General features: G+C 62.7%; 15 protein-coding genes and 1 tRNA gene. 4 read left to right on the forward strand and 12 right to left on the reverse strand.

All coding sequences use genetic code 11. From position 1 onward, the window contains the following. Nucleotide 1: 1 nt before the first annotated feature. Genes HMPREF0291_RS02045 through nth form a run of 4 tightly spaced genes read right to left on the reverse strand, consistent with a single transcriptional unit; the run spans nucleotide 2 to nucleotide 3,338 of the window. Complete coding sequence (locus HMPREF0291_RS02045) at nucleotides 2–1,189, reverse strand: MarP family serine protease (protein WP_005287199.1); 1,188 nt, start codon at nucleotides 1,187–1,189, stop codon at nucleotides 2–4. Further along, nucleotides 1,189–1,920, reverse strand: coding sequence for an NUDIX hydrolase (locus HMPREF0291_RS02050; RefSeq protein ID WP_005287202.1), 732 nt, complete (start codon nucleotides 1,918–1,920; stop codon nucleotides 1,189–1,191). Before HMPREF0291_RS02050 ends, HMPREF0291_RS02045 begins: the two co-directional genes overlap by 1 nt. Next, complete coding sequence (locus HMPREF0291_RS02055; RefSeq protein ID WP_005287204.1) at nucleotides 1,921–2,514, reverse strand: TlpA family protein disulfide reductase; 594 nt, start codon at nucleotides 2,512–2,514, stop codon at nucleotides 1,921–1,923. Beyond that, entirely contained in the window at nucleotides 2,511–3,338 is an 828-nt protein-coding gene (gene nth, locus HMPREF0291_RS02060) for an endonuclease III (RefSeq protein ID WP_005287205.1), read from the reverse strand. The genes HMPREF0291_RS02055 and nth overlap by 4 nt, the downstream gene beginning before the upstream one ends. 366 nt (nucleotides 3,339–3,704) lie before the next feature. On the opposite strand from nth, the gene glxR reads away from it, so the two are divergent. Further along, the gene (gene glxR, locus HMPREF0291_RS02065) at nucleotides 3,705–4,388 is read left to right on the forward strand and encodes a CRP-like cAMP-activated global transcriptional regulator GlxR (RefSeq protein WP_005287208.1); all 684 of its coding nucleotides are present in this window, start codon (nucleotides 3,705–3,707) and stop codon (nucleotides 4,386–4,388) included. A 34-nt stretch (nucleotides 4,389–4,422) separates the two neighbouring features. Here the strand turns inward: glxR and HMPREF0291_RS02070 are convergent, their stop codons facing one another. The 4 genes from HMPREF0291_RS02070 to HMPREF0291_RS02080 all read right to left on the reverse strand — a co-directional run bounded on the left by HMPREF0291_RS02070 (nucleotide 4,423) and on the right by HMPREF0291_RS02080 (nucleotide 6,290). Then, complete coding sequence (locus tag HMPREF0291_RS02070) at nucleotides 4,423–5,244, reverse strand: MBL fold metallo-hydrolase (protein WP_040424000.1); 822 nt, start codon at nucleotides 5,242–5,244, stop codon at nucleotides 4,423–4,425. 10 nt (nucleotides 5,245–5,254) lie between these two features. Next, entirely contained in the window at nucleotides 5,255–5,710 is a 456-nt protein-coding gene (locus HMPREF0291_RS02075; RefSeq protein ID WP_005287213.1) for a RidA family protein, read from the reverse strand. A 1-nt stretch (nucleotide 5,711) separates the two neighbouring features. Next, on the reverse strand, nucleotides 5,712–5,864 hold the full coding sequence (locus tag HMPREF0291_RS11715) for a DUF4177 domain-containing protein (RefSeq protein ID WP_005287216.1): 153 nt from the start codon (nucleotides 5,862–5,864) through the stop codon (nucleotides 5,712–5,714). Between the two features lie 66 nt (nucleotides 5,865–5,930). Next, nucleotides 5,931–6,290, reverse strand: coding sequence for a WhiB family transcriptional regulator (locus HMPREF0291_RS02080; RefSeq protein WP_005287219.1), 360 nt, complete (start codon nucleotides 6,288–6,290; stop codon nucleotides 5,931–5,933). A gap of 208 nt (nucleotides 6,291–6,498) precedes the next feature. Between HMPREF0291_RS02080 and HMPREF0291_RS02085 the strand changes: the two genes are divergently transcribed. Further along, nucleotides 6,499–8,904 (forward strand): transglycosylase domain-containing protein, encoded by a 2,406-nt coding sequence (locus HMPREF0291_RS02085; protein ID WP_005287222.1) that lies wholly within the window; start codon nucleotides 6,499–6,501, stop codon nucleotides 8,902–8,904. A 12-nt stretch (nucleotides 8,905–8,916) separates the two neighbouring features. Here the strand turns inward: HMPREF0291_RS02085 and HMPREF0291_RS02090 are convergent, their stop codons facing one another. Next, on the reverse strand, nucleotides 8,917–9,366 hold the full coding sequence (locus HMPREF0291_RS02090; RefSeq protein WP_005287224.1) for a GatB/YqeY domain-containing protein: 450 nt from the start codon (nucleotides 9,364–9,366) through the stop codon (nucleotides 8,917–8,919). A 24-nt stretch (nucleotides 9,367–9,390) separates the two neighbouring features. Here HMPREF0291_RS02090 and HMPREF0291_RS02095 point away from each other — a divergent pair, with 24 nt between their 5' ends. After that, the gene (locus HMPREF0291_RS02095) at nucleotides 9,391–10,287 is read left to right on the forward strand and encodes a metallophosphoesterase (protein ID WP_005287226.1); all 897 of its coding nucleotides are present in this window, start codon (nucleotides 9,391–9,393) and stop codon (nucleotides 10,285–10,287) included. 117 nt (nucleotides 10,288–10,404) lie between these two features. Next, nucleotides 10,405–10,481 (forward strand) — tRNA-Pro (locus tag HMPREF0291_RS02100). Nucleotides 10,482–10,604: 123 nt separating this feature from the next. Here HMPREF0291_RS02100 and HMPREF0291_RS02105 read toward each other — a convergent pair. The 3 genes from HMPREF0291_RS02105 to HMPREF0291_RS02115 all read right to left on the reverse strand — a co-directional run bounded on the left by HMPREF0291_RS02105 (nucleotide 10,605) and on the right by HMPREF0291_RS02115 (nucleotide 15,742). Next, nucleotides 10,605–11,984 carry an IS3 family transposase gene (locus HMPREF0291_RS02105; RefSeq protein ID WP_005287188.1) on the reverse strand — a complete coding sequence of 460 codons (1,380 nt, stop codon included), beginning with the start codon at nucleotides 11,982–11,984 and terminating at the stop codon, nucleotides 10,605–10,607. Nucleotides 11,985–12,134: 150 nt separating this feature from the next. After that, nucleotides 12,135–15,269 carry an alkaline phosphatase gene (locus HMPREF0291_RS02110; RefSeq protein ID WP_005287230.1) on the reverse strand — a complete coding sequence of 1,045 codons (3,135 nt, stop codon included), beginning with the start codon at nucleotides 15,267–15,269 and terminating at the stop codon, nucleotides 12,135–12,137. Between the two features lie 248 nt (nucleotides 15,270–15,517). Then, nucleotides 15,518–15,742, reverse strand: coding sequence for a hypothetical protein (locus HMPREF0291_RS02115; protein WP_005287232.1), 225 nt, complete (start codon nucleotides 15,740–15,742; stop codon nucleotides 15,518–15,520). Between the last annotated feature and the right edge of the window lie 89 nt (nucleotides 15,743–15,831).

The raw sequence follows: 15,831 nt of genomic DNA on the forward strand, positions 1-15,831 counted from the left end.
GTCATGCCACGCATGCTTGCGTATCGACGCCCGCGGTCAACCCCACGTACTCCCCCACCACACGCTGCACCTGGTCCATGGTGAGCGCGAAACCAGTCTCGGAGCCGTCGACAGCCGTGCCGAAAATGACCCCGACCACGGCGCCGTCGGGCGCGATCACCGGGCCGCCGGAGTTGCCGGGGCGTACGTCCCCGCGCAGCGTGTAGGCCTCCCGCTCCGTGCGCCCGGTGGCGTAAATGTCCGGACCGGAGACCATGATCCGATCCCGCACGCGAGCCGGGGACGCCGTGAACGGGTTGGTGCCGGGATAGCCCAGGACCACGACATCATCGCCGGTATGGGCTGGGTCCTGCGCGATCCGCATCGGCTCAATGCCTAGGTTCGGGATGTGGAGGACCGCGAGATCCACCTCCGGGTCGAAGAACACCACGGTGGCCTGTTTGACCCCTACCACGGTGTCCAGTTCGACCTCGTCGGTGCCGGCAACGACGTGGGCGTTGGTGATCACGTAGTCCGGTGCGGCCACGAACCCGGAGCCCGACATGTGCCTGCTGCAGCTTGTCGAGTCCCCCAGGACATGCACCACCCCGGCGCGCGCCGCGTCAATGGCGGCCGGGTCGACCGCCTCCGGATTCACGGCCTCAACGTCTGCGCCCGCCCCTTGGAAGGGGGAGACTAAGGGGGGCAGGCCGGTGACGTCGATAAGCGCGGCGATATGCTCAGGCACCTTGTTGGCCCAGCTCGGTGCGACGCTGTCGATGGCGGTGAGCACGCGGGATTCCCGCACGCCTTTACCCAGCGAGCCACCGGCGTTGGCGGCCACCGGGATGGCCACGAGCCACACCATCACCACCGCGATGACCAGCTGCAACAATGCGCCCACTGCGGAGTCCCACCGCTGGGTCGTTTTGGAGCGCATCCGTTCCCGCAGCCCAGAACCGACTGTTGTGCCCACGATGTTTCCCAGCGCGACGAAGAGCACCACCGTGGCCAGCAAAAGGAGCACGCGAATGCTGGTGACATCCGCAAGGTCCACGACGAAGGCCGACACCACGATGCCCACGATCAGACCCGCGGCAATTCCCAGCGCGGCGAATCCGGCCGAGAAGGCACCATGCCGCCAGCCGCTGCGCAGCGACGCTAGGAAAATGACGCCAAGGAACACGTCTACAAGGATCGCTGCGGTCACTAGAAACCGTGCCCTTCACCGTTGCGCGACGAGCGCAAGGCATGCCGCAGGTCGACAGCATCCTTGTGCTCCCAGGGTTCCTCCCACCCGGCCTCGCGGATCATGACCGACAGCAGCGAGGCGGTGAACCCCCACACCACGTAGCCGTGGAGCTCGAAGGCGGGCCCGGACCAGCCCAACCGGGTGACACGGAAGCGGTTGTCGGGGTTGATGAGGTGGCTGAGCGGGACGAAGAAGACATCGTCATTCTCATTGGGGCTTGCAGACCACACCTCCCCCGGCTCCTGCGCATACGCCAACACGGGGTTCACTGGGTTGCCCGATGGGCCCACTGCGATGGTCTCAAGGACCGCCAGCGGCACGACGCGCTCGGGCTGCAGGCCCGTTTCCTCCCGGGCCTCACGCAGTGCCGCGTCGATCGGGCCGGAGTCCTGCCGGTCCACCTTCCCGCCAGGGAAGGCCATTTGGCCGGAGTGGTTCCGCAACGACGGCGTGCGGTGCGTGATGAGGATCTCTGCGTCATCCGGCAACGTCGCCGCCTCGGGATCACCCGTGAAGCACATGAGCACGGCTGCCCGCTTCGATTTCTGGGACGCAAACCGCATGTGGCCCTGCATCTTCGTGACCAAGCTGGCACTGCCCGGCGCGGACAGCTTGTGGGTCAGCGGGTCCAGCCACTGGGGCGCACGCTCCGGCTGCAGCATCGCGGACATCTCGGGAGTCTCAGACATTTAGAGCACCTCCTCGACGGCCGCGGCAATGTCATCGGCGTCGGTAAACGGCGTGGGCACCACGCCAGCAGTCTCCTGCCCGCGCAACACCACCAGCACCGGCACGACCGGGGGCAGCTTCAGCTGGGCAGCGAAAAGGTTCTCGGTGTCCTGGTAGCTCGGAAGGGTCACGCCAAGCTCGTCGAGAAGCGCGGCGCCGGCCTGCGCGTCCCCGTCCGCGTGCACGCCGACAACGCTGTATTCGGGGTGCGCGTCCGCGAATTCCTGCAGCGCAGGCAGCTCCTCACGGCACGGTTCGCACCACCACGCCCACAGACTGACCACCGTAACCTGGTCATCGGCCACAGCCCCGTCCGTTGAGGTCGCTCCCAAGCAGGGCAGCTCCACCCCACCGACAGTCCCGGTCGGGCAATCAGGTCGGCTGCCGGCTTCTATTTCGCTCACAGTGTTGGTCACGGTGCTGCGCCCCTCCTCACCTTCGGGCGCTGCGCTGTTCGAGCCCGGCTGCCCCCTCAGCATCGACACCGCGCCGACCACCACCAGCACCGTTGCGGCGACAATGGCGAGCACGCTGATCAGCACACTGCGCTTCACTCGCTCTCACCCCGCCCCATCATGTCCAGGATGTGCTCGCGCTCCGGCCCGGTCACCAACTTCTCAGCCTCGTCCCACTCAACAGGGCCCGTTCCGAAACTCGGGCAGTCAAACGCCACCGGGCACGCCCCGCACGCTGGTTTGCGAGCATGGCATACGCGTCGGCCGTGAAAAATGATCCTGTGTGAAAACATCGTCCACTCACGCTTCTCAATCACGCTGGCAATCGCGTGCTCGATGGCGACGGGGTCGGTGATAGATGCGTCGATAAGCATCATGCGGTGCACCAGGCGCTGAAAATGCGTGTCCACGGTGAGCCCCGGCATCCCGAACGCATTGCCGCGGACCACATGCGCCGTCTTGCGGCCAACGCCGGGCAGCTTCACCAGATCCTCGATCGCGGTGGGCACGTCGCCGCCATGCTTATCGACGAGCGCCTCCCCAATCCCCTTCAGATGCCCCGCCTTCGCGCGGAAGAACCCTGTCGGCCGGATGATCTCCGCGATCTCGTCGACGTTGGCCGCCGCATAGCTCGCTGCATCGGGGTAGCGCCGAAACAGCTCCGGGGTGACAGAGTTGACGCGCACGTCCGTGGTTTGCGCACTGAGTACTGTGGCAATGAGCAGCTCGAGCGGATTGGTGAAGTCCAGCTCCGCGTGCGCATCCGGGTAGGTCGCGGCCAGCGTGCGGTTGATCCGCCTTGCGCGACGGGTGCGCCCCAGCTCAGTCTCTGTACCTTTTGACGCGGGGTGCACGCCGGGGCGGCGGAAGCGCACTGGCGTGACGGAGCCTGCTGGACTTCCTGCTGCATCTGGGGCGGACATGCACACAACTATAGCGATGGGTACCACCGGCTCCGCTCCGAGCAACTACCATAGGGAACCATGATGAGTGTTCTCTTCGCGCTTTTGGCCCCGCTGTTCCTCGCCGTGTTCGTTGTGGCCATGGAACGCCTCGAAGTCGCTGTCGTGCACCCTGCCTAGAAGCGGACTAAACACGGCCTCAACGCGGTCTAAATGCGCATTTTTCATTTTGGGGTAAGAGTAAACCCGCATGATTCTCCGCCTGTGCCCCAGTGCGCGTGATAGAGTCGCACAGTGTGACGTGGCGCGTCTGCCGGGGTCGCGGTGACTGATTCCACATCCTGGAACGCTCGGCTCGCGGGTAAGCGCCAAGTAGAAGGAGCGCACATGGACGACGTACAGGAGACACTGGCACGCGCCGGCATTTTCCAAGGCGTGGACCCCGCTGCAGTGACCAACCTCATCGGTGACATGCAGACGGAGACGTTTCCCCGCGGAACCACCATCTTCGACGAAGGTGAGCCGGGCGACACCCTGTACATCATCATCGACGGCAAGGTGAAGCTTGCCCGCCACGCCCCCGACGGCCGCGAGAACTTGCTGTCCGTCATGGGGCCGTCCGACATGTTCGGCGAGCTGTCCATCTTCGACCCAGGCCCGCGCACCTCCTCCGCAGTGTGCGTGACCGAGGTTCAGGCAGCCACGATGGACTCCGAGATGCTCAAGACATGGATCAACGAGCACCCCGAAATTTCTCAGCAGCTGCTGCGCGTTCTTGCGCGCCGTCTGCGCCGGACCAACGCGTCCTTGGCGGACCTCATCTTCACTGACGTCCCAGGCCGCGTGGCCAAGACGCTGCTGCAGTTGGCCAACCGCTTTGGCACCCAAGAGGGAAGCACCCTGCGCGTCAACCACGACCTGACTCAGGAAGAGATCGCTCAGCTTGTCGGTGCCTCACGTGAGACGGTGAACAAGGCGCTGGCCACCTTCGCGCAGCGCGGCTGGATCCGCCTGGAAGGCAAGTCCGTCGTCATCGTGGACACGGAGCACCTCGCGCGCCGCGCGCGCTAAGCTCCCCGGGGCGGCTTGCGCCGCGTGAGCCTATTTAGGCTTCCTTGCCCTCGAGGTAGCGCAGGGCCACACGGGTGGACTGTTCCGCAGCTCCGCGCAGGACCGGATCAACATCGTCATACATTGCATCAACCAGCTCGTTGATGCTCACATCTGCGCCGCGCTCGGCGCGCACCTTGCGGATCTGGTCCAACCGGTACTCGCGGCGGTCAATGTATTTGCGGGCGAATCCGGACAGGTCCTCGCCTTCCGGGCCATGGCCCGGCAGAAGCTTAATGCCTGCTCCGTCTTCCTCGAGCGTGCTCAAGGAATCCAGGTATCCACCCAAGTCACCGTCCGTCTCCGAGATCATCGTGGTGTGGCGGCCGGCGATCGTGTCACCGGTGCAGATGCCCTCCAGCGTCGACTCCGGGGACTCCGGGTCGCCGGAGTAGATGTAGAAGCACACCGAGTCGCCCGTGTGGCCGGGGGTGTGCACGACCTTGATGCGCGGAGTGATGCCGTCGACAGCGATGATTTCGCCGTTTTGGAGGGGCTCGCCACCGTTGCAGTAACGCTCGTCGAAAGCGCGGACCGGAGCGCCCGTGAGCTGACGGAAACGGTGAGCGCCGTCAGCGTGGTCGTGGTGGCGGTGCGTCAACAGCACCAGAGCGACCTTGTCGGCCGACGACTGGAGCACGTTGAGGTGACCTTCATCTTCCGGGCCCGGGTCGATGACAATGCTGTACTCATCCTCCGGGTCGCGGATAACCCACGAGTTCGTGCCCTCCAGTGCTGCGTAGCTGGGGTTCATCGCCAGCACGACAGCGGCAGACGGGGTGACAGGACGCAGTTGGCTATAAGCGGGATGCTGCATGATCCCCACCCTACGCCACCTCGACTATGAGCTCGAGCTCCACTGGGGCGTCAAGCGGCAGAACCGCGACACCAACAGCCGAGCGCACGTGCGCGCCGGCATCGCCGAAGATCTCCCCGATCAACTCCGATGCCCCGTTGATCACACCAGGCTGGCCGGTGAAGTCGGGTGCGGAGGCTACGTAGCCAACCACCTTCACCACGCGCGTGACGGCATCCAGCCCCACTCCCGCATCGACCGCGGCGAGAGCATTGAGCAGGCATGTCCGGGCGTATTCGTAGGCATCCTCGGCAGAGACTTCCGCGCCAACCTTGCCGGTCGCAGGAAGCGCGCCGTCAACGAACGGCAGCTGGCCCGAGGTCCACACCTGGTTTCCTACCCGCGTTGCGGGCACGTACGCCGCAACGGGGGCGGCGACGTCGGGGAGGCGGAGACCCAAAGCGCTGATACGCGAAAGGGCACTCACCTTAGAGCTCCCGCTTCATGTAGGCGACAACATTCTCCGGGTTCGGGCCGGGCGTGACAGCGACAAGCTCCCAGCCATCCTCACCCCAGGTGTCCAGGATCTGCTTGGTGGCGTGCGTCAGCAGCGGAACGGTGGCGTATTCCCATTTAGTCATGCCGCCACTCTAGCCGTTCGCCTCCGTTGCAGCGACGATGCGGCATCGCTGTAGCGACGTCAGGAGCTACAGCCCGACGATCTCCTCGCCCGCTGCGAGGTGCGCGGCCCAGTCGGTCACGTGCGGGTTCTTACGCAGCACGGCGCGGCGTTGACGCTCGGTCAGGCCACCCCACACGCCGAACTCGACCTTGTTGTCCAGGGCATCTGCGCGGCATTCCATCTGGACCGGGCAACGGCGACAGATCGCGGCGGCTTTACGCTGTTCAGCACCGCGAACGAAGAGGGCATCCGGGTCGCCGGCGCGGCAGACAGCGAGGGTGACCCACTCGCCGCGCTCAAAAGAATCGACCTTGGGCGGAGAAGTTCGTGCGGAAGCGGGTAGTACCGGCTTATCAAGCGAGCGATTGTGAATCGTTGCGGTCACGAAAATCTCCTTCCCATAGCCCCAATTTCTTGGGACATAGAAATAACCCTGGCAAATTCGTATTTGCCTGCTTTAGGAAAGCCAATCGAGTTCATTGCGCTTTCTGAATGTAAGTGTATTCACCCCCTGGGATTATTGTCGAATAGATCACACGAGCGGGGGTAGGCACCGATTCCCCTGTGGGGGTCTAGGCCGTAGTGTATGAAAGGTGTCTTCACTAGGTTCCCTGGGAAAACTGCTCCTCGGCGTCGTTGCCGCGGGTCTCGCAGTGGTGCTGTGTCTTGCCCCCGTCGTGGGGATCAGCGGGGCTGCTGTCGCTCGCGTCGATGAGACGATGCAGTCCAATCTCGCCGACTTAACCGACGGGTCCGCCCCCGGCGTGACCACGATCACCGATAAGAACGGTGAGCCCATAGCCTGGATCTACAACCAGCGCCGTTATGAGTTGAAGGCGGAGCAGATCAGCCAGGCCGCCAAAGACGCGTTGGTCGCCATCGAGGACCGCCGCTTCTACGAGCACGAAGGCGTGGACATGCAGGGTTTTGCCCGCGCGATGGTCACGAACGTGCTGGCAGGCGGCGTGGAGGAAGGTGCCTCCACAATCAACCAGCAGTACGTGAAGAACTATCTTTTGCTTGTCGACGCTGAGAATCCCGAAGAGCAAACAGCCGCCGTCGAACAGTCGATTCCACGCAAGTTGCGCGAGATGCGCATGGCGTCCGACCTGGACAAGCAGCTGCCCAAGGAAGAGATCTTGGCGCGATATATGAACATCGTCCCCTTCGGCAACCACGCGTACGGCATTGAGGCCGCCGCGCGCACCTACTTCGGCATCCCCGCCGCCGAGCTCAATGTCCCGCAGTCAGCGCTGCTCGTCGGCATGCTGCAGTCCGCTGAGATGCTCAACCCGTACACCAACCCCGAAGGGGCCACGGAGCGCCGCAACACGGTGCTGCAGGCAATGGTCACCTCCGGTTACCTCGCGCAAGATGAGGCAGACCGCTTCAAGGGCGAACCCCTTGGAGTCCTCGAAGAACCCGCCTTGCTGCCCGAGGGCTGCATCTCTGCTGGTTCTGCGGGTTTCCTGTGTGATTACGCACTGGAGTACCTCGCCGGCAAGGGTCTGCCCATGGAGGAGCTCGAGCGCGGCGGCTACACCATTAGGACCACGCTGGACCCGGGAGTTCAAGAGATTGCGCACAACGCCGCCGCAAGTGCAGTTAGCCCGGGCCAGCACGGCGTCGCCGAGGTGATCAATGTCATCGAGCCCGGCGAAAACTCCCGCAACATCCTGGCCATGACCTCGTCGCGCACGTATGGCCTGGATGGCGACGAAAGTCAGACCGTCCTACCGCAGACGTCCAGCATGGTGGGCAATGGTGCTGGGTCTGTGTTCAAGATCTTCACCGCCGCAGCAGCCTTGGAGCAGGGATACAACCTCGACGCCAAGCTGCCGGTGCCAAAGCGTTCCGTGAAATACGGCATGGGAACCGGCGGTGCCACCGGGTGTCCGGCTGGCGCGTACTGCGTGGAAAACGCAGGATCCTATCCCAGCGAGCTGACGCTTCGCGACGCCCTTGCAAAATCCCCCAACACCACGTTCATCGAGCTTCTCGAGGAAGTCGGCGTGGAAGCGACCGTCGACATGGCCGTGCGCTTGGGGCTGCGTTCCTACGAGGATCCGGGCAGCTTCGACGAGGACCATTCCATCGGGGACTACTTCCGCCAGAACAACCTCGGCGCCTTCACACTTGGCCCCACCGCCGTGAACCCGTTGGAGCTGTCCAACGTTGGGGCAACGCTGGCGTCCGGCGGTAAGTGGTGCGAGCCTAACCCGGTGGCCAAGGTGGAGGACCGGCTCGGCCAGGAAGTGTTCATCGAGCGCCCCGACTGCGAGGAGGCTGTCTCCCCCGAGCTCGCCTCCGGCCTGGCCAACGGCATGGCCCAGGACACTATTAGCGGCACCGCGAAAGACGCGGCTGCGGCATACGGTTGGAGCGGCCCCGTTGCCGCCAAGACGGGAACGACGGAATCGCACCAGTCCTCGGCATTCCTCGGCTTCAACAACGCTTTCGCTGCCGCCACCTACATCTACAACGACGGCACCCAGACCACCCCGCTGTGCTCAGGTCCGGTCCGCCAGTGCAACTACGGCGATCTCTTCGGCGGTAAGGAGGCGGCCCGTTCGTGGTTCCAGATGGCCACGCAGATTCCGGGCGTGCAAGGAGCTGGGCTCCCCACCCCGAGCCCGCTGTATGACCCTGCTTCGCGCAACGACCTGTTCGACAGCGTCGTCGGCCTCCAAGCCGCTGAGGCGCGCTCGCAGCTAGAGGCAGCTGGGTTCAAGGTCCGGGAGACGAAGGGCACCGCCACCGGCAAACCCGAAGGCGAAGTCGTCGAGGCCCGCACTCCTGAAAACGCAGGCGAAGGCGCTGTGGTCACTCTCGTCGTCTCGGACGGCTCCCCGGCGCGGAACAACCCGCCCAACCGCAGGGACACCCGCGATGACCGCGGCCGCGACGATGACGACGAAGCCTCGCGCTACCGCGAGGACCTCGAAGACGAAATCGGCCGTTTCGCCGACGATCTTGCGGACCTGTTCGGCGACCTATAGCGCCCGCTTCGGCTACGACAGTCGCGCCTTGACTGCCGCAGACAGGCGCTTGCCGTCGGCGCGGCCAGCAGCCTTCCCGGTGGCGGCCTTCATAACCTGCCCCATTTCTTTCATGGAGGTGGCACCGGTTTCGGTGACGGCTTCGTCGATAAGCGCTGCGAGCTCGACGTCGTCAAGCTGCTTGGGCTGGTAGGCCTCGAGTACCGCTACCTCCGCCAGTTCCGCGTCGGCGAGGTCCTGGCGGTCATTCTGCTGGTAGATCTCCGCCGATTCGCGGCGCTTCTTGATCTCGCGGGCGACGACCTTGAGCACAGCAGCGTCGTCAAGCTCGTGCTTCGCGCCCTCCGTCTCCTCAGTCTGGATCGCCGCGAGCAGCATGCGGATCGCACCCGTGCGGTCTTTCTCCTTGGCTTTCATGGCTTCTTTGAGGTCGGCGCGGATCTGGTCTTTCAATTCACTCATAGCTACGAGGGTAGCCTTGATCCAATGAAGAAGATCGCACAAGCGCTGGGCGCGGTGACAGCCCTTGGCTTAACGACGTTAGCCTTCGGCTACAGCGAACTGACCAAATTCCGCCTGAAAACCTACGAGCTGCCCATCCTTACCGAAGGCGTGGACGACTTGCGCATCCTGCACGTCTCTGACCTGCACATGATTCCCGGACAGAAGTCAAAGATCGCGTGGGTCTCTGCCCTCGACGCACTCGACCCCGACCTGGTGGTCAACACCGGCGACAACCTGTCCGACAAGCATGCCGTGCCCGACGTGCTCGCCGCTCTCGGCCCGCTGCTGAACCGTCCTGGCGTGTTCGTCTTCGGCACCAACGACTACTGGGCGCCGCGTCCCGTCAACCCGGTCAAATACCTTCTGAACGCCAAGCGCGAGCCCAGCTACGTGGACCTGCCGTGGAAAGGCATGCGCGCCGCTTTCATCGAGCGCGGTTGGCAGGACGCCACGCACAAACGCCTTGAGTTCAAGGTCGGAGATGTGCGCTTGGCCATCGCGGGTACCGACGACCCCCACCACGACCTCGACGACTACACCCTCATCGAAGGCACCCCCAATCCCGACGCCGACCTCGCCCTCGGCGTCACCCACGCCCCCTACCGGAGGGTGCTGGACCAGTTCGATGCCGACGGCTACCAGCTCGTCCTCGCCGGCCACACCCACGGCGGGCAGATCTGCCTGCCCGGCGAACGCGCAATCGTGACCAACGCCGACATCGACCGCGAACGCGCCTCCGGCCTCCACCGCTACCGCGACATGTGGCTCGAAGTCTCCAACGGACTGGGCACCTCCAAATTCGCCCCCGTGCGTATTTTCTGCCGGCCGTCCGCGGCGCTGTTGACGCTCACCGCTCGGGAGGATGCTCGGGACGACTAGTGCCCCGTCCGCCGCTCGAATCAGGCGCAGATCAGGGCCGCAACAGCCGTAACCAACAGGCGTTTTGGAGCTTGCCGGATGGTGGACTAAAGTACCCCGGGTACTCATTAAGTGCACCGGGATATGGCGCAGCTTGGTAGCGCGCTTCGTTCGGGACGAAGAGGTCGCAGGTTCAAATCCTGTTATCCCGACCAAATTGAGAAAGAAGCCGCTGGATTTCAGCGGCTTCTTTTTTCGTTCTGCCCAGGCACCGCAATACAGAAGCTCCGGGTTAAACGACAAAAGAGGATGCGGACGTTTTTTGGACAGTTTCAATCTCACGCTACATTGACTTTTCGGTATTCGGCAATGCTCAAACCATCGAGGCTGATCTTGATTCGGTGATCGTTGTAGAACTCAATGTATGTCGCGATTGCTTCTTTGAGCTCTTGGGGGTTCTGCCAGGTTCTGCCGTAGTACATTTCGTTTTTCATTCGGCCGAAGAACCCCTCGCATGCTGCATTGTCGGGGCTACAACCTTTCTTCGACATCGAGCGAAGTATTCCGAACTTCTCGGTCATACTTCGCCAGCTGCTGCCTCGATAATGTGCTCCGCGGTCTGAGTGAATCACCAAGGAGCCATCCATTGCCGGCTTTTCGGTTGCGATTGCTGCGTACAAAGTTTCTTCTGCTAACTCCATGGTGGGATGAACACTTGTTTTTGCTGCCACGACCTTCCCGTCAAAACAGTCGATGATGGCAGACAGGTACACGCGACCTTGGTTAGTAGCGAAAACACTGATGTCAGTCAGCCACAACCGATTTGGATGCTCAGCATGAAAATTGCGGTTCACCAGGTTAGGTGGTGCGGGAGAAATTTCCCCTTGATAGCTGGAGTAACGCCACTTTCGTTTCGGGAACCAGGGACGAATTCCCTCTTCGTGCATGAGACGGCGGACGACCTTCTCACTGATAACGATCCCGCGATGGCGCAGTTCCCACCAAAGTCGGCGATAGCCGTAGGTGTTATTCGACTCAGAACTAATCTCATGAAGCAATTCGCGGATACGCGCGTGCTTATCCGGAGCAAATCGCTGTTGGAGTTGGTAGTAGAAGCTTGATGCCGCAAGATCAATAGCAGCAAGCAGCATAGATAACGGAAACTCGCCGCGTAACGCGTCAACCACTTCAGCCTTGTGCTTATTGCTGAGCTGACCCGGGATGACGCTGACGTCTTTTTTTACAAGTTCCAGCTCCTTTTCCAAAACAGCCTTGTCAACGAGCAGTTGAGCCATTTGCTTTTTCAGTTCTGCAGGATCATCGGCTAATGATTTCTCGAATGCTGCTCGGGTGGGCATGCGAGTGTGCTCTTTGCGTTCTCTTTTCGACATCAAACCCCATTTTCCCTCTTCACGGTGGCGTTGTGCCCAAGAATAGACACTCATCTTTGAGCGCAGCTCGCATTCCACAGCGATGTCAGCTGGCCTCCAACCAGCGTTGAAGAGCTCAACAGCACGAAGCTTGACCTCAAACGGGTAGCGGGTCAATGTTTTTGACTGTTTGCGGGGTCGACCAGGTTTGGCGGGTTCACGCAACCATTTGTACAGCGTCCATCGCCCTGGATAACCAAGTTCACGGACGGTCTTGGTCACCGATTGAGTGCGCTTGTAAACCTGCAGAGCTCTGCGTCGCTGCTCCTTGGTGTATGAGCGGTTCATGATGGAATCCTCCAAGATTCCGTCCGCATCCCCTTTTGTCGTTTAACCCGAAGCTCCCCGCTAGTCGGGATCTGCGTTCACAGTCCGACCAGCGGGGAGCAGGTCTGCGGCTCGGGGCCGCATATCAGCGGAGGTGCTACCCGCGCAGCGTTAGAACGGCAGGGTCTTACGGAAGTTCTCAAACATCTCGCGTGCCTGCGGGAACAGCGGACTCAGAAGAGCAACCACCCCCAGCAGAGCGGCAAGAACGCCGAAGAACACACCAATGGAAGAACCAGCCGAGTTAGCCGAAGAGCTCGAGGAGCTAGACGAGCCGGAGGAGCCAGAAGAGCTGCCGTCGATAGGCTGATCAGTGTCGACGCCCACGGCGTTCATCGCGCCGAAGAAGATGTCGGTCTCGTCGATCTGGCCGGTGAAGTTCGCCGCCCCCGGGCCGGAAGCCGCAACGCGGACCTGAGCACCGGTGTGCTGCTGGCCGCCGAGGGCGTCCTTCGGGTCGTTCGACTCCGCGGTGGAGTACAGCAGGGACATGTCAGCGTCGTCCGCGGTCTTCAGTTTGGTGGTCAAGCCGGCGGTCGGTTTCTGGTTGTAGGTGATCATCGGGGTCTGGGCGTGGTCGGCAGTGGCGACGATCAGGGTCGGCTCACCGGTCTCCTCCACCCAGTCTTGGACGACCTTGATGGACTCGTCCCACTGGCGGATCTCGCCGATCATGCCGCAGGCGTCGGCACCGTGGCTGGCCTTGTCCGGGGACGCCGCCTCAATGTGGAGGACGAACCCCTTGTCGTTCTGAAGCAGTTCCAGGGATTTGCGGGTCATGGCCGCAAGCGTCGGGATATCGTCGGTGTACTCGGGGTTAGCCTCGCAGCGCTGTGCTTCCTTCATCGCGCCATCTTCCGTCGGAACGGTCTCCTTGTAGATGCGCGGCATGTGGCTCGGGGAGAAGAGGCCCAGGACTGGCTTGTCGGAGTTCTTCACTGCGTCGAGGCTCTTAGCGTCGTTGACGATTTCGAAGCCGTTGTCGCGCGCATTGTCCAGAACGGTCTTGCCCTTGGTCCAGGTGGTGTCGCCGTTCTTGCCGTCGACCATCACCTCGGTGTCGAAGTACTCGGCACCGCCGCCGAGGGTGACGTCGGCGCGGACGTCGACAAGCTGCTCGGAGATGGAGCCGAGACCACCGTTTTCGCGGCGCTGTGCGTCTTGCGCTACCTTCTTCTCGCCGGATGGCGCGTAGTCCGCGCGGTCCAGGGCGTGGACGGCGAATGCCGCCGGGGTGGCGTCCTGAATCTCCGCGGTGGAAACGTTGCCGACCTTCATGCCGGCAGCCTTTGCAAGCTCAGCCATGGTCGGAACCGGCTTGCCGTTGTTGTCGATGCCCAAACCGCCGTTGTAGGTCTTGATGCCGGAGTAGAGGGCGGAACCGGACGCAGCGGAGTCGGTGACGTAATCCGGCTTGCCGGTCTCCCTATTCAGGGAGTACGTGGTGTGGTAACCGGTGTACTCGAGGTTGTCCACGGCCTCGAAACGGCCGTTAGCGCCGTGCAGGTAGTTGCGGGCGGCGGTGATGTCGGCGTCGGCGGTGCCGTCGGCAAGCATGATCACGACGTTCTTCGCCTTGGAGTCGTCGAGGCCTTGGCCCTTCTTGCCGAACTTCGTGCAGTCACCGACCTGCGGAGCCTCACCTGGTTCGAGCTGGTAGCAGAGTTCCCCGTTAGCCTCGTTGCGGGCAGTGAAGTCGCGCGCCACCGGGTTCGTGTTGACCTCCCAATCGCCGAGGCCGAGCGCGTTGGCCATGACGTAGAAAGCGTCGGTCTGGTCGATCTGGCCGAAGACGTTCTCGGACGCCGGGCCGTACGCGGCGATGCGCACCTGGGCACCGGTGTGCTGCATGGAGAAGTCGCCCTCCTCGACCTTCGGGACGGGAACGGTGCCGAATGCGACGGACATGTTGGTGTCGTCGTGGGTGTGAAGGCGGGTGGTCACAGCCGGGGAATCCTGGCCGTCGGGCACGATCTGCGCAGTGTGGGCGTGGTCCGCGGTGACGACGACTAGGGTGTCGCCGTCCTTCTTGGCGAAATCGACAGCGGTGGCCACCGTGTCCTCGAGGCGCTTGAGCTCACCGATAAAGCCGCAGGCGTCGCCGTCGTGGTCGGCCTTGTCGATCGAAGCGGACTCGACCTGGAGGAAGAAGCCCTTCTCCTCGTTCGGCTTGTCCAGCAGCTCGATGGCCTTAGTGGTCATGTCCGCCAACTCCGGCTCGTTGCCGATATTGGCTTCCTTACAGGTTGTGGGCTCAGCGGTCGCGCCACCCTTGGCCGGCGTAGAAGACTCGAAGCGGCGGGTCATGTTCTTGTCATGGAACAGGCCCAGAACCGGCTGATCCTGGTTCGCTTCAGTGACTGCTGCGAGCTCGTCGCGGGTACGCACGATCTTGTAGCCGTTGGCTTCGGCGTTCTCTGCGACGGTCTTGTCTTTCTCCCACTTGGTGTTGAACTTCGCGTCACCTTCGAGGAACGGGTTGGTATTGTCGCTGTCCGCCATCACCTTGGTGTCGAAGTACTTGGCGCCGCCGCCGAGAGTGACGTCCGCGCGGGTGTCGATGAGCTGCTCGGAGATGGAGCCGATGCCGCCGTTCTCGCGGGCCTCATCGCCCTTGACCGGCTTCGAGTCACCGGACGGCGCGTAGTAACTGCGCTGCGAAATGTGGGACCCCATGGAGGCCGGGGTGGCGTCCTGGATCTCGGAGGTGGTCACGTTACCGGTGCGCATGCCGGCGTTCTTAGCCATCTCGAGGAGGTTGACGTGGGCGTCCTTCTTGATGTCCACGCCAAGAGCACCGTTGTAGCTCTTGGTGCCGGTCGCCCAACCGGTAGCGGAAGCCGCGGAGTCGGTGACGTAGTTCTTCTTGCCGTCTTCGTCGATGGCGAAGGTGGTGTAGGCACCGGTAGCGGTGAGGTTGTCCAGACCGTCGAAGCGGCCGCCGGCACCGAGCAGGTAGTTACGGGCCGCGGTGATTTCCTGGTGCCCCATGCCGTCGCCGACGATCATGATGACGTTCTTGGCTTTTTCGTCGGAACGGCCCTGGCCGCCTTTGCCGAACTGGGCGCATTCGCCAGGCTGCGGAGCCTTGACGTTGCCGTTGCCGTCGATGGAGATACACGACGGCTTGCCGTTGTAGCCCTCGTAATCGAGATCAATCGCTGCTTGAGATGTAGGTGTCGTGGCAACGGTGAGAGCAATGACGCCCACACTCGCGGCCACGGATTTCCATGTTGCTGCGCTCATGAAGTCTTCCTGTTCGCTGTAGTCGCTGCTGATCCGGGAAGGTGCCGGTGACTGGGAAAATAAGAACTAGATGGATTGGAAGCCATCCAATTCCCCACTTAAACACAGCTGCAATACAGTAAGGTGACATTCAGGCGAACAGTTGATTGCTAGATCCTTGGAGGCCTTACGGGCTCGGGATTGGCTTTGTGCATGGTCACGTGCAACCGTGCACAAAGCGATTCTCGTCCGGGATTTTTACGCCTGTCCTAGCGGGCGCAGATGGCGGTGTTCTCGGCGTCGAGGCAGTCGTGCTCGAGCGATTCGGCGTGGAGCCAGCCGAACCGGCCGTGGAGGATGATCTCGTCGTAGCACTTCGAGCATCGGCGCACGGAGTTGGGCGAATGGCGGTAGCCGTTGACGGGCCCGAGCACGTCGGCGGTGAGCGCTCGACCTTCCCGCTCGAGGATCTGGCGGGCGTTGATGGTGGTCATGCGCGACTCCTTTGTTCAGTTATGCGGCGTCCACCCGGTTTCGGGGAACAGCAGGAGCCTACTTGATGGCCTCGACGAAGAGGGGCGCA

The organism is Corynebacterium genitalium ATCC 33030 (genome assembly GCF_000143825.1).
Classification (GTDB): domain Bacteria; phylum Actinomycetota; class Actinomycetes; order Mycobacteriales; family Mycobacteriaceae; genus Corynebacterium; species Corynebacterium genitalium.